This is a genomic window from Leclercia adecarboxylata, from assembly GCF_023639785.1.
In the GTDB taxonomy this organism is placed as follows: Bacteria; Pseudomonadota; Gammaproteobacteria; order Enterobacterales; family Enterobacteriaceae; genus Enterobacter; species Enterobacter adecarboxylatus_D.
Genome location: NZ_CP098325.1, coordinates 4,077,957 through 4,097,511 on the forward strand (window position 1 = coordinate 4,077,957; position 19,555 = coordinate 4,097,511).

At 58.2% G+C, this 19,555-nt stretch carries 22 protein-coding genes; 15 read left to right on the forward strand and 7 right to left on the reverse strand.

Translation table 11 applies throughout. The annotated features are described in order from the left end of the window. Nucleotides 1-2: 2 nt before the first annotated feature. The gene (garL, locus tag NB069_RS19205; RefSeq protein ID WP_250586169.1) at nt 3-773 is read right to left on the reverse strand and encodes a 2-dehydro-3-deoxyglucarate aldolase; all 771 of its coding nucleotides are present in this window, start codon (nt 771-773) and stop codon (nt 3-5) included. A 15-nt stretch (nt 774-788) separates the two neighbouring features. Beyond that, entirely contained in the window at nt 789-2,123 is a 1,335-nt protein-coding gene (garP, locus tag NB069_RS19210) for a galactarate/glucarate/glycerate transporter GarP (protein WP_250586171.1), read from the reverse strand. A gap of 414 nt (nt 2,124-2,537) precedes the next feature. Between garP and garD the strand changes: the two genes are divergently transcribed. The 8 genes from garD to NB069_RS19250 all read left to right on the forward strand — a co-directional run bounded on the left by garD (nt 2,538) and on the right by NB069_RS19250 (nt 10,574). Next, nucleotides 2,538-4,109 carry a galactarate dehydratase gene (gene garD, locus NB069_RS19215; protein WP_250586173.1) on the forward strand — a complete coding sequence of 524 codons (1,572 nt, stop codon included), beginning with the start codon at nt 2,538-2,540 and terminating at the stop codon, nt 4,107-4,109. Nucleotides 4,110-4,287: 178 nt separating this feature from the next. Beyond that, nucleotides 4,288-5,142: a tagatose bisphosphate family class II aldolase gene (locus NB069_RS19220; protein WP_250586175.1), complete on the forward strand. Its 855-nt coding sequence runs from the start codon at nt 4,288-4,290 to the stop codon at nt 5,140-5,142. A gap of 21 nt (nt 5,143-5,163) precedes the next feature. Next, nucleotides 5,164-6,435, forward strand: coding sequence for a tagatose-bisphosphate aldolase subunit GatZ (gene gatZ / locus NB069_RS19225; RefSeq protein ID WP_250586177.1), 1,272 nt, complete (start codon nt 5,164-5,166; stop codon nt 6,433-6,435). A gap of 14 nt (nt 6,436-6,449) precedes the next feature. Further along, nucleotides 6,450-6,917 carry a PTS galactitol transporter subunit IIA gene (gene gatA / locus NB069_RS19230; protein WP_250586178.1) on the forward strand — a complete coding sequence of 156 codons (468 nt, stop codon included), beginning with the start codon at nt 6,450-6,452 and terminating at the stop codon, nt 6,915-6,917. A 27-nt stretch (nt 6,918-6,944) separates the two neighbouring features. Next, nucleotides 6,945-7,229 (forward strand): PTS galactitol transporter subunit IIB, encoded by a 285-nt coding sequence (gatB, locus tag NB069_RS19235; RefSeq protein ID WP_250586180.1) that lies wholly within the window; start codon nt 6,945-6,947, stop codon nt 7,227-7,229. A gap of 4 nt (nt 7,230-7,233) precedes the next feature. Next, complete coding sequence (locus NB069_RS19240; RefSeq protein ID WP_250586182.1) at nt 7,234-8,604, forward strand: galactitol-specific PTS transporter subunit IIC; 1,371 nt, start codon at nt 7,234-7,236, stop codon at nt 8,602-8,604. Nucleotides 8,605-8,646: 42 nt separating this feature from the next. Further along, nucleotides 8,647-9,690 carry a galactitol-1-phosphate 5-dehydrogenase gene (gene gatD, locus NB069_RS19245; protein WP_250586184.1) on the forward strand — a complete coding sequence of 348 codons (1,044 nt, stop codon included), beginning with the start codon at nt 8,647-8,649 and terminating at the stop codon, nt 9,688-9,690. A gap of 110 nt (nt 9,691-9,800) precedes the next feature. Then, complete coding sequence (locus NB069_RS19250) at nt 9,801-10,574, forward strand: DeoR/GlpR family DNA-binding transcription regulator (RefSeq protein WP_250586186.1); 774 nt, start codon at nt 9,801-9,803, stop codon at nt 10,572-10,574. 84 nt (nt 10,575-10,658) lie between these two features. Here the strand turns inward: NB069_RS19250 and rsmI are convergent, their stop codons facing one another. Continuing rightward, complete coding sequence (rsmI, locus tag NB069_RS19255) at nt 10,659-11,522, reverse strand: 16S rRNA (cytidine(1402)-2'-O)-methyltransferase (RefSeq protein ID WP_250586188.1); 864 nt, start codon at nt 11,520-11,522, stop codon at nt 10,659-10,661. A gap of 62 nt (nt 11,523-11,584) precedes the next feature. Between rsmI and NB069_RS19260 the strand changes: the two genes are divergently transcribed. From NB069_RS19260 to dolP, 4 genes are read left to right on the forward strand one after another with little or no spacing between them, the layout of a single operon-like run. Then, complete coding sequence (locus tag NB069_RS19260) at nt 11,585-13,687, forward strand: penicillin-binding protein activator (protein ID WP_250586190.1); 2,103 nt, start codon at nt 11,585-11,587, stop codon at nt 13,685-13,687. Then, nucleotides 13,645-14,040, forward strand: a complete 396-nt coding sequence (locus NB069_RS19265) for a YraN family protein (protein WP_250586192.1) — start codon at nt 13,645-13,647, stop codon at nt 14,038-14,040. The genes NB069_RS19260 and NB069_RS19265 overlap by 43 nt, the downstream gene beginning before the upstream one ends. Nucleotides 14,041-14,061: 21 nt before the next feature. Beyond that, nucleotides 14,062-14,652: a DnaA initiator-associating protein DiaA gene (diaA, locus tag NB069_RS19270; RefSeq protein WP_032614385.1), complete on the forward strand. Its 591-nt coding sequence runs from the start codon at nt 14,062-14,064 to the stop codon at nt 14,650-14,652. Nucleotides 14,653-14,661: 9 nt separating this feature from the next. Next, the gene (dolP, locus tag NB069_RS19275) at nt 14,662-15,237 is read left to right on the forward strand and encodes a division/outer membrane stress-associated lipid-binding lipoprotein (protein WP_250586194.1); all 576 of its coding nucleotides are present in this window, start codon (nt 14,662-14,664) and stop codon (nt 15,235-15,237) included. Between the two features lie 34 nt (nt 15,238-15,271). Here the strand turns inward: dolP and NB069_RS19280 are convergent, their stop codons facing one another. Continuing rightward, on the reverse strand, nt 15,272-15,916 hold the full coding sequence (locus NB069_RS19280; protein WP_250586196.1) for an NAD(P)H-binding protein: 645 nt from the start codon (nt 15,914-15,916) through the stop codon (nt 15,272-15,274). Nucleotides 15,917-16,042: 126 nt separating this feature from the next. Here NB069_RS19280 and NB069_RS19285 point away from each other — a divergent pair, with 126 nt between their 5' ends. After that, on the forward strand, nt 16,043-16,561 hold the full coding sequence (locus NB069_RS19285) for a type 1 glutamine amidotransferase domain-containing protein (protein WP_250586198.1): 519 nt from the start codon (nt 16,043-16,045) through the stop codon (nt 16,559-16,561). Here NB069_RS19285 and NB069_RS19290 read toward each other — a convergent pair. Next, nucleotides 16,541-16,975: a YhbP family protein gene (locus NB069_RS19290; RefSeq protein WP_250586200.1), complete on the reverse strand. Its 435-nt coding sequence runs from the start codon at nt 16,973-16,975 to the stop codon at nt 16,541-16,543. The two genes, NB069_RS19285 and NB069_RS19290, sit on opposite strands and share 21 nt — an antisense overlap. Before the next feature lie 55 nt (nt 16,976-17,030). On the opposite strand from NB069_RS19290, the gene NB069_RS19295 reads away from it, so the two are divergent. Beyond that, entirely contained in the window at nt 17,031-17,330 is a 300-nt protein-coding gene (locus NB069_RS19295; protein ID WP_250586202.1) for a GIY-YIG nuclease family protein, read from the forward strand. On the opposite strand, the gene NB069_RS19300 is transcribed toward NB069_RS19295, so the two are convergent. Then, nucleotides 17,317-17,820 carry a GNAT family N-acetyltransferase gene (locus NB069_RS19300; RefSeq protein WP_250586204.1) on the reverse strand — a complete coding sequence of 168 codons (504 nt, stop codon included), beginning with the start codon at nt 17,818-17,820 and terminating at the stop codon, nt 17,317-17,319. The genes NB069_RS19295 and NB069_RS19300 overlap by 14 nt on opposite strands. Next, complete coding sequence (gene ubiT / locus NB069_RS19305; protein ID WP_250586206.1) at nt 17,814-18,338, reverse strand: ubiquinone anaerobic biosynthesis accessory factor UbiT; 525 nt, start codon at nt 18,336-18,338, stop codon at nt 17,814-17,816. The genes NB069_RS19300 and ubiT overlap by 7 nt, the downstream gene beginning before the upstream one ends. Nucleotides 18,339-18,559: 221 nt before the next feature. Here ubiT and ubiU point away from each other — a divergent pair, with 221 nt between their 5' ends. Beyond that, entirely contained in the window at nt 18,560-19,555 is a 996-nt protein-coding gene (ubiU, locus tag NB069_RS19310; RefSeq protein ID WP_250586208.1) for a ubiquinone anaerobic biosynthesis protein UbiU, read from the forward strand.

Sequence of the window (19,555 nt, forward strand, 5' to 3'; positions counted from 1 at the left end):
GGTTATTTTTTGAAGGAATCAGCTAACTTCTGGGTGGCGGAGCGGAACACGCCAAGATCGCTGCCGACGGCAACAAAGGTTGCGCCCCATTCCAGGTAACGGCGGGCATCGGCCTCGACCGGTGCCAGAATGCCGGACGGCTTGCCGTGCGCTTTGGCGCGGGCAAAGATGTGCTGAATGGCGCGCTGCACTTCCGGGTGATTAGCGTTACCCAGATGGCCAAAGGCCGCCGCCAGATCGCTTGGGCCAACGAAGATGCCGTCTACGCCCTCAGTGGCGGCAATCGCATCGACGTTGTCCACGCCCTGCTGGCTCTCAATCTGAACCAGGATGGTGATGTTCTTGTTCGACTGGGCCAGGTAGTCCGGCACGGTGCCAAACATATTGGCACGATGGGAGACCGACACGCCGCGAATGCCTTCTGGCGGATAGCGAGTAGAGGCAACCGCCTGAACCGCCTCTTCGACGTTCTCCACAAACGGGATCAGGAAGTTGTAGAACCCGATATCCAGCAGACGCTTAATGATCACCGGCTCATTAGTCGGGACGCGCACAACCGGCGCGCTGTGGCTGCCTTTCAGCGCCATAAGCTGCGGGATAAAGGTGGTGACATCGTTCGGGGCATGTTCACCGTCCAGCACCAGCCAGTCAAAACCTGCCAGCCCCAGCACTTCGGTGCTGATTGGGCTTGCCAGGGCGGACCAGCAGCCGATCTGAATCTGATGCGCCGCAAGGGCCGCTTTAAATTTGTTTGGGAAGATATCGTTACTCATCGCTTATACCTTTGCTTATTTCTGCAATTCCATACGTTTGATGTCACCCACTACGAACAGGTAGCAGAACATCGCCATCAGCGCCGAACACCCTACGAACACCAGGGCCGCGTTGAACGAATGCAGTTCACTGACCAGATAGCCAATCACCAGCGGAGTGACGATTGACGCTACGTTGCCAAAGACGTTAAACACACCACCGCACAGCCCGACAATCTCTTTTGGCGCGGTATCGGAGATAACCGGCCAGCCCAGAGCGCCAAACCCTTTACCGAAGAAGGCCAGTGCCATCAGCGCGACCACCAGGGCAGTGTTGTTGGTGTAGTTACACAGAATGATTGAGGAGGCCAGCAGCATACCCAGCACAATCGGCAGCTTACGCGCCAGGGTAATAGACTTACCTTTCTTAATCAGATGATCCGAGAATACGCCGCCCAGTACACCGCCGGCAAAACCGCACAGCGCCGGAATGGAGGCCACCAGACCCACCTTCAGAATCGACATCCCCTTCTCCTGCACCAGGTAAATGGGGAACCAGGTGAGGAAGAACCAGGTGATGGTGTTGATAAAGTATTGCCCGAAGAACACGCCCAGCATCATGCGGTTAGACAATAACTGTTTGATGTAATGCAGCTTCGGACCGCTGGCCGCTTTATCGCCCGGCTTTTTGTGGTCCATGTCGACCACCGCGCCACCGTCCCTGATGAGCTTCAGCTCTTCGGCGCTCATGCGTGGATGGTCGGTTGGGTTATGAATAAATTTCACCCACATGCCGGTCAGCACAAAGCCAATCACGCCCATCACGGTAAAGACATGTTCCCAGCCCCAGGCGAAGGTCAGCCAGCCGAGCAGCGGGGAGAAGAGCGCCAGCGAGAAATACTGGGCGGAGTTAAAAATGGCCGATGCGGTACCGCGCTCTTTGGTCGGGAACCAGGCCGCCACGATGCGGGCGTTAGCCGGGAAGGATGGCGCCTCGGAGAAGCCGAGCATAAAGCGCATAAAGAACATTGAAACACCTGCCCAGGCCAGGGGGAAGAGATCCACAAAGCCCTGCAGGAAGGTGAACAGCGACCAGAAGAACAGGCTGTACGTGTAAACCTTTTTCGAACCGAATTTATCCAGCAGCCAGCCGCCGGGGATCTGCATCAGCAGGTAAGCCCAGCCGAAGGCGGAGAAGATGTAGCCCATTGATACAGCGCTTAACTGCAGCTCTTTGGCGACTTCCGTTCCGGCAATAGAGAGCGTGGCGCGGTCAGCGTAATTGACTGCCGTAACAATAAAGATGATGAGTAATATTAAATAACGGGTAGGCGCACCCTTTTTGGTTTCCACGGTAGTATCCAGCAACATATTTATTTCCTCTGGCACAGCAATGAAAGTATTTTTATTATTTTAAGAGCGAGGCATTCCTGATTATTTTTCTAATAAAAGACCATCGCGGTTAATTAACCGAATTCATGAAAGCGTAAATGAGTATAATCAAGCGCCGGCGACTGCGCATTGTGGCAACGCTCAATTATTGATGAGGTTATGAATATTATTTTGAGCAAATGCACAACACCCTGGGCGCTGATGCACAGATTTTACCATTGCCTCCCTTATGGGCGGGCTAAGGTCAACAATGAGTGATCGCGATCACATTATTAATTTCCTTCGCCTGACATTCTTTATTCCACTGAGCAGAGTCTTTATTTCCTATAACAAGAAAATAGACGTACTCTTTTACTAAATAATTTTCCCCCACTCGCTGGAGAATACTGGACAATGGCCGACATTGAAATTCGACAAACGTCGCCGACCGCGTTTTATATTAAGGTGCACGACACCGATAACGTGGCGATTATTGTTAACGATCAGGGGCTAAAAGCAGGAACGCGTTTCCCGGACGGGCTTGAGCTGATCGAACATATTCCGCAGGGCCATAAAGTGGCGCTGGTGGATATCCCGGCACAGGGTGAAATCGTCCGTTACGGTGAAGTCATTGGCTATGCCGTGCGCGCGATCCCGCAGGGCAGCTGGATTGATGAGTCCCTGGTCGCCCTGCCGGAAGCGCCGCCGCTGAATACCCTGCCGCTGGCAACCCGTGTGCCGGAGCCCATGCCTGCCCTGGAAGGCTACACCTTTGAAGGCTTCCGCAACCCGGACGGCAGCGTGGGCACCAAAAACCTGCTCGGCATCAGCACCAGCGTGCACTGCGTGGCAGGGGTGGTTGATTTTGTCGTGAAGATTATCGAGCGCGATCTGCTGCCAAAATACCCGAACGTCGATGGCGTGGTGGGTCTGAACCACCTTTACGGCTGCGGCGTGGCGATCAACGCCCCGGCCGCCATCGTGCCGATCCGCACCATTCACAATATCGCCCTGAACCCGAACTTTGGCGGCGAAGTCATGGTCGTCGGCCTTGGCTGCGAGAAACTGGTGCCAGAAAAACTGTTGCAGGGCACTGAAGATACCCAGGCTATTGCTGTCGACAGCGCCAGCATCGTGCGCCTGCAGGACGAGCAGCACGTCGGCTTCCGTTCGATGGTGGATGACATTCTGCAGGTTGCAGAGCGTCATCTGGCAAAACTGAATCAGCGTAAGCGTGAGACCTGCCCGGCTTCTGAGCTGGTGGTAGGCATGCAGTGTGGCGGCAGCGACGCCTTCTCGGGCGTGACCGCCAACCCGGCCGTGGGCTATGCCTCGGATCTGCTGGTGCGCTGCGGCGCCACGGTGATGTTCTCCGAAGTGACGGAAGTGCGCGATGCGATCCATCTCCTGACGCCACGCGCCATCAACGAAGAGGTGGGCAAACGCCTGCTGGAAGAGATGGCCTGGTACGATAACTATCTCGATATGGGTAAAACCGACCGCAGCGCCAACCCTTCTCCGGGCAACAAAAAAGGCGGCCTGGCGAACGTGGTGGAAAAAGCGCTGGGCTCCATCGCCAAATCGGGCCAGAGTGCCATTGTTGAGGTGCTCTCCCCGGGCCAGCGTCCAACCAAACGTGGCCTGATCTACGCCGCCACGCCTGCCAGCGATTTCGTTTGCGGCACCCAGCAGGTAGCCTCCGGGATCACCGTGCAGGTGTTCACCACCGGGCGCGGCACCCCGTACGGCCTGATGGCGGTTCCGGTGATTAAGATGGCCACCCGCACCGAGCTGGCTAACCGCTGGTTCGATCTGATGGATATTAACGCGGGCACCATCGCCACCGGAGAAGAGAGCATTGAGGACGTGGGCTGGAAGCTGTTCCACTTCATCCTCGACGTGGCGAGCGGCCGCAAGAAAACCTTCTCCGATCAATGGGGATTACATAACCAGCTGGCGGTATTTAACCCAGCACCGGTGACCTGAGTTTGCAGTAAACCTCACTTTAGCATGGCTTCGGCCATGCTTTTTTTTTGCCTTTCACTCTTTCGCAACCTTCCTTTCGCTTTCGCTTCTTTCGTTTTTACGATATCAATCACAAAAAAGCGTTCCGAAACACTATATCTTCTTTCGAAGAAAACAAACGAAAGGTTTCGGAGGAAGGATGTACGTCATTTCGACCAAAGCGATGCTCACCAAAGCCCAGCGGGAAGGTTACGCGGTACCGGCTTTCAATATTCATAATCTCGAAACGCTGCAGGTGGTTGTCGAGACGGCAGCGGAGATGCGCTCGCCGCTGATTGTCGCCGGTACGCCCGGCACCTTTAGTTACGCCGGGATCGGCAACATCGTGGCAATTGCGGGCGATCTGGCAAAAACGTATAACCAGCCGCTGGCGATCCATCTCGATCATCACGAAACGCTCGATGATATCTCACAGAAAGTGCAGGCCGGGGTGCGCTCGGCGATGATCGACGGCTCGCACCTGCCTTTTGCCGATAACGTGGCGCTGGTGAAGCGGGTCGCCGACTACTGCCACCGCTATGACGTCAGCGTGGAGGCGGAACTGGGCCGTCTGGGCGGGCAGGAAGATGACCTGGTGGTCGACAGCAAAGACGCCCTCTACACCCATCCCCAGCAGGCGCACGAGTTTGTGGCGCTGACCGGCATCGACTCCCTCGCGGTCGCCATCGGTACCGCTCACGGCCTTTATACCGCCACGCCAAAACTTGATTTTGAACGCCTGGCGGCGATCCGCAGCCAGGTAGAGGTGCCGCTGGTGCTGCACGGTGCCTCAGGCCTTTCTGCCGCCGACATCCGCCGGGCGATCGGCCTGGGCATCTGCAAAGTGAACGTCGCCACCGAACTGAAAATCGCCTTTTCCGATGCCCTTAAAACTTATCTGGCCGACCACCCTGAGGCCAGCGATCCCCGTCACTACATGATCCCCGCCAAAGCCGCCATGAAAGAGGTGGTGCGCAAAGTCATTAACGACTGTGGCTGCGAAGGCAAACTGTAAACACGCGAACCGGAGGAAACGGTGAAAAATATTATTGCCCGCCACAAGGCGGGAGAGCATCTCGGCATCTGTTCAGTCTGTTCAGCGCACCCGCTGGTGATCGAGGCGGCCCTGCGCTTCGATCTGGACACCGACAACAGCGTACTGATTGAAGCCACGTCCAACCAGGTGAATCAGTACGGCGGCTATACCGGAATGAAACCGGCGGATTTCCGCGATTTTGTACTCAACATTGCCGAAAAGGTGGGCTTTCCCCAGCAGCGGCTGATCCTCGGCGGCGACCATCTGGGGCCCAACTGCTGGCAGAACGAGCCCGCAGAGACGGCGATGGAGAAAGCCGTGGCGCTGATTAAGGCTTACGTCGCGGCGGGTTTCAGCAAAATCCACCTCGATGCGTCGATGTCCTGCGCCGACGATCCGGTGCCCCTGGATCCGGTGGTAGTGGCGCAGCGCGCGGCCCGGCTGTGCCAGGCGGCTGAAGAGACCGCGACCGGGGCACAGAAGGCGGCGCTGACCTACGTGATTGGCACTGAAGTGCCGGTGCCGGGCGGCGAAGCCAGCAGCATCGACAGCGTGCACGTTACCCGGGTGGAGGATGCTGCCCGTACGCTGGAAACGCACCAGGCCGCATTCCACGCGCTGGGGCTGAATGACGCCATGACCCGCGTGATTGCCATCGTGGTACAGCCCGGCGTGGAGTTCGACCATACCCAGATCATTCACTACCAGCCGGAGGCCGCCAATGCGCTTTCGGGCTGGATCTGCCAGACGCCGATGGTCTATGAAGCCCACTCTACCGATTATCAGTCCCGTCAGGCGTACCGGGATCTGGTGCGGGATCACTTTGCGATCCTGAAGGTCGGCCCGGCCCTCACCTTTGCCCTGCGCGAGGCGATTTTTGCCCTGGCGCAGATGGAGGCGGCGCTGATCGCCCCGGAAAACCGCAGCCGCGTGCTGGAGGTGATCGATGAGGTGATGCTTAACGAGCCGGATTACTGGAAAAAATACTATCGCCCGACCTGGAGCCAGGCGATGGTGGACATTCACTTTAGCCTGTCCGACCGCATTCGCTACTACTGGCCGCACCCGCGTATCCGTCAGAGCGTGGAGAAACTGCTCGCGAATCTGAACACCCAGACTCTGCCGCTGGGGCTGATCAGCCAGTATCTGCCCGTGCAGTTTGAACGCGTCACGGCCCGCGCCATTGCCACAACCCCGCAGGATCTTGTTATCGATAAAATACAGGACGTGTTGCGCGCTTACCGCTACGGCTGCGCCCCTGACGCCGCCTGAAACCCGGAGAACCCATGAGCAAACTGTTTGTCCGTACCGGCATTGATTTTGCCACCTGTCAGCAGGCGCTGGCCCATATCGGCGAGGAGATGCTGGCAAAAGGCGTGGTGCACGCCACGTATCCCGCCGCACTTGTTGAACGGGAAGCGGTATTTCCCACCGGCATCGCCCTTGAGCGCCATGCGGTTGCTATTCCGCACTGCGAGGCGGTGCATGCGAAAGAAGCGGCTATCTACCTGATTCGACCGGACAAGCCGGTGAATTTTCAACAGGCGGACGACGATGCAGAGATTGCCGTGTCTCTGATTATCGCCCTGATCGTTGAAAACCCTTCGGCGCAGCTTGTTCTGCTGCGCCGGTTATTTAGTGAGCTGCAAAACCCAACCACGCTGGACACGCTGCTTAACGCGCCGGACCACCAGCTGGGGGCGCTGTTTGAAGAGGCCGTCCTGATGGCGGAACCCTGCAAGCAGGCCTCATAACATACTGATAATAAGAAGGAGTACCCTATGAAACGCAAAGTTATCGTTGCCTGTGGCGGTGCCGTCGCGACCTCCACCATGGCCGCAGAAGAGATCAAAGAGCTGTGTGAAACCCACAACATTACGCTGGATCTGGTCCAGTGCCGGGTCACCGAAATTGAGACCTACATGGACGGGGCGGATCTGATCTGTACCACCGCGAAAGTCGATCGCACCTTCGGCGACATTCCGGTGGTACACGGCATGCCATTTGTGTCCGGCGTCGGCATTGAAGCCCTGCAGCAAAAAATCCTGACCATCCTCGAGGAGTAAGATCATGTTTACCGAAATCATGCGGTATATCCTCGATCTGGGGCCGACGGTAATGCTGCCCATCGTCATCATCATCTTCTCGAAGCTGCTGGGGATGAAGCTGGGCGACTGCTTTAAATCCGGCCTGCATATCGGGATTGGCTTTGTCGGGATCGGGCTGGTTATCGGCCTGATGCTCGACTCCATCGGCCCGGCGGCCAAAGCGATGGCGGAGCAGTTCCAGATAAACCTACACGTGGTGGACGTCGGCTGGCCGGGCTCATCCCCCATGACCTGGGCCTCGCAGATTGCGCTGGTGGCGATCCCGGTGGCGATTGGCGTTAACGTGCTGATGCTGGTCACCCGTATGACCCGCGTGGTGAACGTCGATATCTGGAATATCTGGCACATGACCTTTACCGGGGCGATGCTGCACCTGGCAACCGGCTCTTACTGGCTCGGCATTCTCGGCGTGGTGGTTCATGCGGCCTTTGTCTACAAGCTGGGCGACTGGTTTGCGAAGGACACGCGGGACTTCTTCGGCCTCGAAGGGATTGCTATCCCGCACGGCTCCTCTGCTTACCTTGGCCCTGTCGCGGTGCTGGTCGATACCCTTATCGAGAAGATACCGGGGCTGAGGAACATCCACTTCAGCGCCGACGACGTGCAAAAGCGCTTTGGTCCCTTTGGCGAGCCGGTTACCGTCGGTTTCGTGATGGGGCTGGTCATCGGTCTGCTGGCGGGTTACGACGCGAAAAACGTCCTGCAGCTGGCGGTGAAAACCGCCGCCGTGATGCTGCTGATGCCGCGCGTCATCAAGCCCATCATGGATGGCCTGACCCCGATAGCCAAACATGCCCGTAAACGTCTGCAGGCGAAGTTTGGCGGCCAGGAGTTCCTGATTGGCCTCGATCCGGCGCTGCTGCTGGGTCATACCTCGGTGGTCTCCGCAAGCCTGATCTTTATCCCACTGACCATCCTGATTGCAGTGCTGGTGCCGGGTAACCAGGTCCTGCCGTTCGGCGACCTCGCGACCATCGGTTTCTTCGTCGCCATGGCCGTGGCGGTGCATCAGGGCAACCTGTTCCGCACCCTGATCTCCGGGGTCATCATCATGGGCATCACCCTGTGGATCGCCACCCAGACCATCGGCCTGCATACGCAGCTTGCTCAGAATGCCGGGGCGCTGAAAGCGGGCGGCATGGTGGCCTCCATGGACCAGGGCGGCTCGCCCGTCACCTGGCTGCTGATCCAGCTCTTCACCTGGCAAAACCTGGTGGGATTCGTGGTGATTGGCACCCTCTACGCCAGCGGCGTGCTGCTCACCTGGCGTCGTGCCCGGGCCTTTACGGCAGCCGAAAAAGCAAGGGCACTGCAGAGCCAGACGGCTTCTTAATATCCGGGGAGCGTGGCTCCCCTCTTTTTTCTGGAGTGAATCATGAAATCAGTGGTTATTCATGCTGAGGGACGCGTATGCGTTGAAGAGCGCCCGGTCCCACACATTAAGGCGGCGGATGATGTGCTGGTGCGCGTTGTCTGCTCGGGATTATGCGGCTCGGACATCCCACGTATTTTCGCCAAAGGGGCGCACTATTACCCCATTACGCTGGGCCATGAATTTAGCGGCTATGTCGAAGCCTGCGGTTCTGGCATCAACGATTTGCAGCCTGGCGATGCGGTGGCCTGCGTCCCGCTGCTGCCCTGCTTTACCTGCCCGGAATGCGAAAAAGGCTACTTCTCGCTCTGTAAACAGTATCAGTTTGTCGGCTCGCGCAGCGAAGGGGGCAATGCGGAGTACATCGTGGTGAAGCGCGCCAACCTGTTCCGCCTGCCCGCAGAGATGGCCATTGAGGACGGCGCCTTTATCGAGCCCATCACCGTGGGGCTGCATGCGTTCCATCTGGCCCGGGGCTGCCGGGGTAAAAACGTCGTTATTATCGGGGCAGGCACCATCGGCCTGCTGGCGATGCAGTGCGCGCTGGCCCTGGGTGCGGCAAGCGTCACCGCCATTGATATCAATGATGACAAACTGGCGCTGGCGACATCCCTGGGGGCGACTCAGGTTTTCAACAGCAAAAGCCTGAGCGCGGAGGAAATGATGGCCGCCCTTCACGCCACGCGTTTCGATCAGCTGGTGCTGGAGACGGCCGGCACGCCGCAAACCGTGGCGCTGTCTATCGATATCGCCGGGCCCCGCGCCCAGGTGGCGCTGGTGGGCACCCTGCATCACGATCTGACGCTATCCTCCGCAACCTTTGGCAGGATCCTGCGTAAAGAGCTGACCCTTTTGGGCAGCTGGATGAACTACTCCGCGCCATGGCCGGGTGAAGAGTGGGAGACGGCCGCCCGTCTTCTCAACGAGAAAAAATTGCAGCTCGCGCCCCTGATCGCCCATACCGGCAACAGCGAGAGCTTTGCCAGCGCCATTCAGGCACTGAATGGTTCTCCGATGCAGGGCAAAATCCTGCTGCGTCTGGACTGAGCTCATGAGCCAGCAACCGGAGCTGGCTCACATTTACTTTCGAACGCTAGCGTTCACCTTTCGCATCCCTTCGATTAAACTGGAGCAAGTTAATTATCAGGCAAAACAAAATGAACTCATTTGAGCGAAGGAACAAAATCGTCGATCTGGTGAATGCCAACGGCAGCGTATTGGTGCTCGACCTTTCGAATTCTTTTGGCATCTCCGAAGTGACCATCCGCGCCGATCTGCGTCTGCTGGAAGAGAAAGGACTGGTGACCCGCTTTCACGGTGGCGCCGCCAGGCCGGGCAGTAATCTGGCGGAGAACGACAATCAGGAGGTGCTGCTGGAGGATCGCTACAGCCTCGCCAGCGACCCGAAAAAACGCATCGCCCTTGCCGCCGTGGCCATGATCGAAGAGGGGATGACGGTGATTTTAGACAGCGGCAGCACCACCATGCTGATCGCTGAAGCACTGGCAAAAAAGGCCAACATCACGGTGATCACCAACAGCCTGCCTGCCGCCTTTGCGCTCTCCGACAACAAAGACATCACCCTGGTGGTGTGCGGCGGCACGGTGCGCCACAAGACCCACTCCATGCACGGCACCATTGCCGAGCGCTCGCTCACGGGTATCAGCGCCGACCTGATGTTTGTCGGGGCCGACGGGATCGACACCACCAACGGCATCACCACCTTCAACGAAGGCTACTCGATCAGCAGCGTAATGGCAGCGGCCGCGCATAAGGTGGTGGCGGTGCTGGACGCGAGCAAGTTCAACCGCCGCGGGTTTAACCAGGTGCTGCCGATGGAGAAGATTGACTGTGTGATTACCGACGAAGGGATCGGTGAGAAAGAGCTCAAGAACCTGAAACAAACGTCAGTTGAACTCGTTGTGGTTTAACTGCGTGCGGTCAAAATGCCCGATGGCGCGACGCTTATCGGGCCTACGACAACCGGGTCAGCGCTGCGCTCCCCGGCAAAAAGCTTACTCCCCCTGCTGCTCCAGGGCGTATTTATACAGCGCGTTCTTTTTCACGCCGTGGATCTCTGCCGCCAGCGCCGCCGCTTTTTTCAGCGGCAGTTCGGCCTGCAGCAGCGCGAGGGTACGCAGGGCATCTGCGGGCAGGGCGTCCTCTTCGGCTTTATGCCCTTCGACAATCAGCACCATCTCGCCCTTACGGCGGTTTTCATCCTCCTTCACCCACGCCAGCAGTTCGCCCACCGGCAGACCGTGGATGGTCTCCCAGGTTTTGGTCAGCTCGCGGGCCAGCACCACGTAACGCCCCTCGCCCCACACAGCGACCATATCTTCGAGGCTCTCCAGCAGACGGTGAGTGGATTCGTAGAAGATCAGCGTGCGCGGCTCGGCTTCCAGCGCCTTAAGCACATCGCGACGGCCTTTGGATTTCGCGGGCAGGAAACCTTCATAGCAGAAGCGGTCTGACGGCAGGCCCGCCGCGCTCAGGGCGGCAATGGCGGCGCATGGCCCCGGCAACGGCACCACACGAATGCCCGCCTCGCGGCAGGTGCGCACCAGGTGATAGCCCGGGTCGTTAATCAGCGGCGTTCCGGCATCGGACACCAGGGCGATGTTCTGCCCCTCCTTCAGCTTCGCCACCAGTGAGTCGGCCTTTTGCTGCTCGTTATGATCGTGCAGCGCAAACAAACGGGCGTTAATGGCGAAATGTTGCAGCAGCAGGCCGGTGTGGCGGGTATCTTCAGCCGCAATAAGATCAACGCTTTGCAATACGGTGAGCGCACGTTGGGTAATATCAGATAAATTCCCGATAGGAGTAGGTACAATATAAAGCTGACCCTGAGAATTATCTGCCGTTTCGTGTTGTTTCATTGTTTCATCCGTATTGCCGATTTAATATTGAGCATTGCGTAAAAAATATCACTGGATACAGTATGGTACCCTTAACGTTTCTTCATAATAAAGTCGCGCGCAGCCTTCCGCTGGTGCTGGCAGCCCTGTTCTTTGCAGGCTGTGGCACACAGGCGCCCGATCAAAGTGCTGCCCATATGGAGGGTACAGCGCAGGCTGACTCCGGCTTCTATCTGCACCAGATGGAGCAGAGCTCCGATGATACCCGGATCAACTGGCAATTACTCGCCATTCGTGCACTGCTGAATGAAGGTAAAACCCAGCACGCCGCCGATCTGTTTAACCAGCTGCCGCAGGAACTGAACGATACTCAGCGCCGCGAGCGGACGCTGCTGGCCGCCGAGCTAAAAATTGCCCAGAAAGACGCTGCCGGCGCGAAGCAGATCCTTGGCAATATCGACCTCAGCGCGCTGGATAAAAATCAGCAGGCGCGTTTCTGGCAGGCCGGTATCGCCGCTGAGCAGGGGCGCCCTTCCCTGACGCTGCTGCGGGCGCTGATTGCCCAGGAGCCGCTGCTCTCTGCCGCGGAAAAGCAGAAAAATATCGACGCCACCTGGCAGACCCTCTCCGCCATGAATCCCGATCAGGCCAATGCGCTGGTGATCAACGCTGACGAAAATGTCCTGCAGGGCTGGCTGGATCTGCAGCGCGTCTGGTTCGATAACCGCAACGATCCGGACATGCTGAAAGCCGGGATCAAAGACTGGCAGACCCGCTACCCGAACAACCCGGGTGCCACCATGCTGCCAACGCAACTGGTAAACGTGCAGAACTTCAGGCCTGCCTCCACCAGCAAAATTGCGCTGCTGCTGCCGTTAGGAGGCCAGGCCGCCGTCTTTGGCCGCACTATCCAGCAGGGTTTTGAAGCCGCAAGAAACGGCACTGCCGCCGTCGCAGGCAGCGCGGTTCCCGCCCAGGTCGCCCAGGCAGCTAACGCCGGTGATGTGGTGAGCCCGTCTGCCGCCGAAACCAACGATCTGACCACCACCCAGCCTGTCGCCGCGCCGCAAGGCTCCCTGCAGAACCCGGTTCAGGCACCAGCCACTCCGCAGCCTGTCGCCGCACCGCAAAGCAGCGAGCAGGAGCCGGTACAGGCACCGGCTACAACAGAAGCAACGCAGACCGTCGCCCAGCCACAGGCTGCGGCCAACCCGTCTGCTGAGATAAAAGTGTATGACACCAGCAACCAGCCCCTCGATCAGGTGCTGAATCAGGTCCAGCAGGATGGCGCCAGCATCGTGGTCGGCCCGCTGCTGAAAAACAACGTAGAAGAGCTGGTGAGAAGTAACACCTCGCTGAACGTGCTGGCGCTGAACCAGCCGGAGCAGGTGCAAAATCGCCCGAACGTCTGCTACTTCGCCCTGTCACCGGAAGACGAAGCCCGCGACGCAGCGCGCCATATCCATGAGCAGGGTAAGCAGGCTCCTCTGCTGCTGATCCCGCGTAGCCAACTGGGCGATCGCGTTGCTACCGCCTTTGCCCAGGAGTGGCAACAGCTGGGCGGCGGCATCGTCCTGCAGCAGAAATTTGGCTCAACCTCAGAACTTCGCGCGGGCGTTAACGGCGGAGCGGGTATTGCCCTCAGCGGTAGCCCGGTGACGGCCAGCCTGCCTCAGCAGCAGGGCGTGACCATCGGCGGCCTGACCATTCCGGCGCCGCCAACGGATGCGCAGATCAGCGGCGGCGGTAACGTGGATGCGGCCTACATTGTCGCCACCCCGGAAGAGATCGCCTTTATCAAACCGATGATCGCCATGCGTAACGGCAGCCAGGCGGGCGTGTCGCTGTATGCCAGCTCCCGCAGCGCGCAGGGCACCGCCGGCCCGGACTTCCGCCTTGAAATGGAAGGGCTGCAGTACAGTGAAATCCCGATGCTCGCCGGGGCGAATCCTGAGCTGATGCAGCAGGCGCTCAGCAGCGTGCGTAACGACTACTCTCTGGCGCGTCTGTATGCCATGGGCGTGGATGCCTGGGCGCTGGCGAACCACTTCACCCAGATGCGCCAGGTGCCGGGTTTCACCCTTAACGGCAACACCGGCGATCTCACCGCCACTCAGGACTGCGTGATTAACAGGAAGTTATCATGGCTCAAATACCAGCAGGGGCAGATCGTTCCCGCCAGTTAACCCGCAAACAGACCGGCGACGCGCGCGAATTGCAGGCGCGTCGCTGGCTTGAGAGCAAAGGACTGCGCTTTATCGCCGCCAACGTCCGCGGACGCGGCGGCGAAATTGACCTTATCATGCAGGATGGCCCGGCTATCGTGTTCATTGAGGTGCGTTACCGCCAGTCATCCCGTTACGGCGGTGCCGCCGCCAGCGTGACCCGGGCCAAGCAACATAAATTATTACACACCGCCCAGTTGTGGCTTGCCCGGCATAATGGCAGCTTTGACACTGTGGATTGCCGGTTCGATGTGGTAGCCTTCACCGGAAACGCCATCGAATGGCTCAAAAACGCCTTCGGCGAAGACGCGTAAATCAGATCGTTAAGGGATACCGTGCTCGAAAGAATTAAGGTTTGCTTCACGGAAAGCATTCAGACTCAGATTGCAGCAGCAGAAGCGCTGCCGGACGCCATCTCCCGCGCGGCGATGACGCTGGTTCAGTCTCTGCTTAACGGCAACAAAATCCTCTGTTGTGGCAACGGCACCTCAGCCGCCAACGCACAGCATTTTGCTGCCAGTATGATCAATCGTTTTGAGACAGAGCGTCCAAGTTTACCTGCCATTGCACTCAATACCGATAATGTGGTCTTAACGGCGATTGCCAACGATCGTCTTCATGATGAGATCTACGCCAAACAGGTGCGTGCGTTGGGGCATGCCGGTGATGTATTGCTGGCGATCTCCACGCGCGGCAACAGCCGCGACATCGTGAAAGCCGTTGAAGCGGCGGTAACCCGCGATATGACCATCGTGGCGTTGACCGGCTACGATGGCGGCGAACTGGCGGGACTGTTAGGTCCGCATGATGTTGAGATCCGTATTCCTTCCCACCGCAGCGCGCGCATTCAGGAGATGCACATGCTGACGGTGAACTGTTTATGCGATCTGATCGATAACACGCTTTTCCCTCACCAGGATGATTAAGGAGTTTACATGAAGGCACTTTCGCCCCTCGCAGTCCTTATTTCTGCGCTGCTGCTTCAGGGATGTGTGGCTGCAGCGGTAGTGGGTACCGCCGCAGTGAGCACTAAGGCCGCGACTGACCCGCGTACCGTGGGCACGCAGGTGGATGACAGCACCCTCGAACTGCGCGTGAACAGCGCATTGTCCAAAGACCAGCAAATTAAGAAAGAAGCGCGCATTAACGTTACGGCTTACCAGGGCAAAGTCCTGCTGGCAGGCCAGGCCCCGACAACGGAACTTGCTTCCCGCGCGAAGCAAATTGCCATGGGCGTAGAGGGCACGGCCGAGGTGTTTAACGAAGTGCGTCAGGGCCAGCCGATTGGCCTGGGCGCCGCGTCAAACGACACCTGGATCACCACCAAAGTGCGCTCCCAGCTGCTGGGCAGCGATCAGGTTAAATCCTCTAACGTGAAGGTGACCACCGAGAACAGCGAAGTGTTCCTGCTCGGTCTGGTAACCGAACGTGAAGGCAAAGCGGCGGCGGATATCGCCAGCCGGGTCAGCGGCGTGAAACACGTCACCACCGCCTTCACCTACATCAAGTAATCTCCCCTCGCCCTCTGCCATCGGCAGGGGGCCGTTATTTTTCTCCCTTTGCCATCTCCCTGATCTTCGCTGACGGAATAATGTTAACCCCAGCCGGTGACGCGCTCAGCGCCTCCTGCAGCATCACCTCTGCCACATCCCGCGCCTCAATCGATTTCCAGTTGCCGGGTAACAGGCTGAACAGCGGCGCAAAAAGCGACTCGCTAAAGCGATGCTTTTCCCGCTCGCCAAGCAGCATTGACGGTCGCACAAGGGTCAGTCGCTCCCACTTCTGGGCGAGCAGCGCCTCTTCCATTTTGCCTTTAACCTTGTTGTAGAAAAACGGCGAGTGCGCGTTGGCCCCCATGGCGCTCACCACCAGCAGATGCTTCGCCCCGAGTCGTTTACCGGTCAGCGCCGTGTCGACGACCAGGGTGTAGTCGGCATGGATAAAGGCCTCTTTGCTGCCCGCCTCACGCCGGGTGGTGCCCAGACAGCAAAAGACGGTATCCACCGGATCCTGGACCTGCGCCAGGGCATCGGTCAGTTGCGGATCGTGAGGATTAAACACCCCTTCGATATCTCCCAGCGGACGACGCGTCGGGGCGGCGATGTAATTGACCTGGGGCGCCTGAATGAGCATACGCAGCAGGTGTCCGCCCACCAGACCGGTCGCGCCGGTAATTAAAACCTGACTCATGACTCCTCCTTTGCAGATTAGTCCGTATGCGATTTCACGTTGCTCTACCACACTTAGTGGTCTGAACGTTAAGTATTTACCACAAGCTGAGAAAAAGCTGTCTGAAGCCAAAACAACGGAGGAAGCATGAGCAAGAAAATTGCGGTCTTGATCACCGACGAGTTTGAAGATTCAGAATTTACCTCACCTGCCGAGGCGTTTCGCAAAGCAGGACACGAGGTGATTACTATTGAGAAGGAAGCGGGCAAAACGGTGAAAGGCCATAAGGGCGAAGCCAGCGTTACCATCGATAAAACCATCGATGAGGTGAGTCCGTCTGACTTCGACGCCCTGCTGCTGCCGGGTGGCCACTCGCCGGACTCCCTGCGGGGCGACGATCGTTTCGTTACCTTTACCCGCGATTTTGTCTCCAGCGGGAAACCGGTGTTTGCCATCTGCCACGGGCCACAGCTGCTGATCAGCGCTGAGGTTGTGCGTGGACGTAAGCTTACCGCCGTGAAACCGATCGTTATCGATCTGAAAAACGCCGGAGCCGAATTCTTCGATCAGGAAGTGGTTGTCGATCAGGATCAGCTGGTCACCAGCCGGACCCCGGACGATCTGCCCGCCTTTAACCGCGAGGCGTTACGCCTGCTCGGCGCGTAGCCAGTGAAGTTTTTTACCAAAGCCCAGCGTGTTGTCAGTGAACTTCAGTTCATCCAGGCGGATTTCCCATACCGGGGCTGACATTGCGGCGGCAACAGGAAAGCGACGCGTGTAGTGCTTACGCATTGCGTCGCTTTCTTCCCCTTCCAGACGACGGATCTCCCCTTTGAACTGCAGACCGCGGATTAACGCCACGGTTTTGGGCTGGCCGTTGACCGTGCCCGCGACTTTCGCCTGCCGGCCCGTCATCTGCGCGTGGCGGGTTTTATCTTCGCTTAACACGTAGAACGCGACGCGCTGCGGATCGTAATAGTAAAAGGCGTTGGCGCACCACAGTTCACCGTCATGATATACACACCAGGTGACCACGTGCTGCTTCGCCAGCCAGCGGTTGATGGCGGCAAGAGTTTCCATTTCGCTTCTCTCTCATGCTAAGGTGCGTTCACCTTAACATACTGAATCTGTCGCCGTGTGCTGGTTTCTCTATCTGGTTCGAACCGCTGATAATGCGCTCTATACGGGCATAACAACCGATGTTTCGCGCCGCTTCCTGCAACATCAAACGGGAAAAGGGGCGAAAGCGTTACGGGGGAAAGGCGAGCTGACGCTGGCGTTTTCCGCGATCGCTGGAGATCGCTCGCTGGCGCTGAGGCTGGAGTACCGCATAAAGCAGCTGACGAAGCGCCAGAAAGAGCGCCTCGTCAGCGGAGACGGGTCGTTTGAGGCGTTACGCGAGAGCCTGCAAAAGACGCCGGTTAAAAGCTATTGAAGCGATCGTGGTATTCAACAAGACCGCTGACGCCGTTAAGCGCATCGTCGGCCAGGCGGTGGACCTGGAATGCTGACTCGGTGCCCGGCCAGCGGCAACGCAGATCGTAATGGGCCGCTTTTTCGAAGCCTAAACGGCTGTAGAATTCCGGATCGCCCAGCGTGACCACGGCGGCATAGCCAAACTCATTGAGTGAATCCAGCCCTTCGTAAACAAGCTGGCGCGCCAGCCCTTGTCCACGGTAGTTTTCATCCACCGCCAGCGGTGCCATGCCGACCCACTGCAGCTCTTCGCCCTGCACGATAACCGGGCTAAAGGCCACATAGCCGATGACCTGACCTTCATCATCAGTGGCGACCAGGCCCAGCGTAATCAGGCCGTCTTCACGCAGATCGCGAACCAGTTGCGCCTCACCGCCACCTTCGAACGACCGGCGTAATAAGGCATCAATACCCGGCGCATCGATCCCAATTTCTACTCGAATCAACATGGCTCACCTACAGAAGTGGGGTTACTTTCCGGCGGGGTTTTCTGACCCGCCTCGACAAAATCGGCCAGTTGCAACAGCGCCACACGCAGCGGCTTCGGCATCTGTTCCAGTTCAATCGCATCCATCAGGTTTTTGACATACAGACCTAACTCGGTATCGCCTTCAATCACCAGACGACGCTGGAAGAAGAGCGTGTCGGGATCCTGTTTGCGTGCCGCGATCATCAGCAGGTCGCTGGCATCAGCGCTAAAGCTGACGTCTGCCTCTGCGGATTCACGCACCACCAGCCGATCATTTTCAACGGAGGTGTACCAGCGCAGACCAATATCCCGCACCTCGATACTTAACCAGCGCCCTTCCAGAAATTCCAGCTCGCCATCCGCCAGCGCTTGGCGGAATTGCCAGCGTAGCATCTGCTCCAGCACCTGGCGCTTCAGCGCAAAGGGCGCCAGCTTAACCGGCACGCTCAGCAGCGATGGGCCAAATTGTACGAGACGTGAACGCAGTTTATCCAGCACGAGCAATACTCCCTGATATCTATAGTCCTGATATTTTGCCATATCCAGTCTTCGGTATAGCGGGGTAAATCAACAAACTGACTTCCGACGTAATCCATTATTGGTGTCATCAATACGCCATTAGCTGCCTTAAATCAAAAATTGTCGCCGGATGGTTAACTAAAATCCCTGTTCGATAACAATTTTGCATCCCCGTGGGGCTGCGAACGTCAGGATAAATTATGGAGCTGCTCTGCCCTGCCGGAAACTTGCCGGCGCTTAAGGCGGCCATCGAAAACGGCGCCGATGCGGTCTATATCGGGCTGAAAGACGATACCAATGCCCGTCACTTCGCTGGTCTCAATTTTACCGAGAAAAAGCTGCAGGAAGCGGTGAGCGTCGTTCATCAGCACCGCCGCAAGCTGCATATCGCTATCAATACCTTTGCCCACCCCGACGGCTATCAACGCTGGCAGCGCGCGGTGGATATGGCGGCACAGTCAGGTGCCGATGCCCTGATTCTGGCGGATCTCGCCATGCTGGAGTACGCCGCGGAACGCTATTCGCACATTGAGCGTCACGTCTCCGTACAGGCCTCAGCCACCAACGAAGAGGCCATCCGCTTTTATCATCGCCATTTCGACGTGTCGCGCGTGGTACTGCCGCGCGTGCTCTCTATTCATCAGGTTAAGCAACTCGCGCGGGTCACGCCAGTTCCGCTGGAAGTTTTTGCCTTTGGCAGCCTGTGCATTATGGCTGAAGGGCGCTGCTATCTTTCGTCTTATCTCACCGGCGAATCCCCTAATACGGTGGGCGCCTGTTCCCCTGCCCGCTACGTGCGCTGGCAGCAAACGCCGCAGGGACTGGAATCTCGTCTGAACGAGGTGCTGATCGACCGCTATCAGGACGGTGAGAACGCTGGCTATCCAACGCTGTGCAAGGGCCGCTATCGGGTGGATGGCGAGCGTTATCATGCCCTGGAGGAGCCTACCAGTCTGAACACCCTCGAGCTGCTGCCGGAGCTGCTGGCCGCGAATATCGCCTCGGTGAAAATCGAAGGCCGCCAGCGCAGCCCGGCGTACGTCAGCCAGGTGGCAAAAGTGTGGCGCCAGGCGATCGATCGCTGCATGGCCAATCCGCAGACCTATGCCCCGCAACCGGCGTGGATGGAGACCCTCGGCGCCATGTCCGAAGGCACGCAGACTACGCTGGGTGCGTATCACCGTAAATGGCAGTGA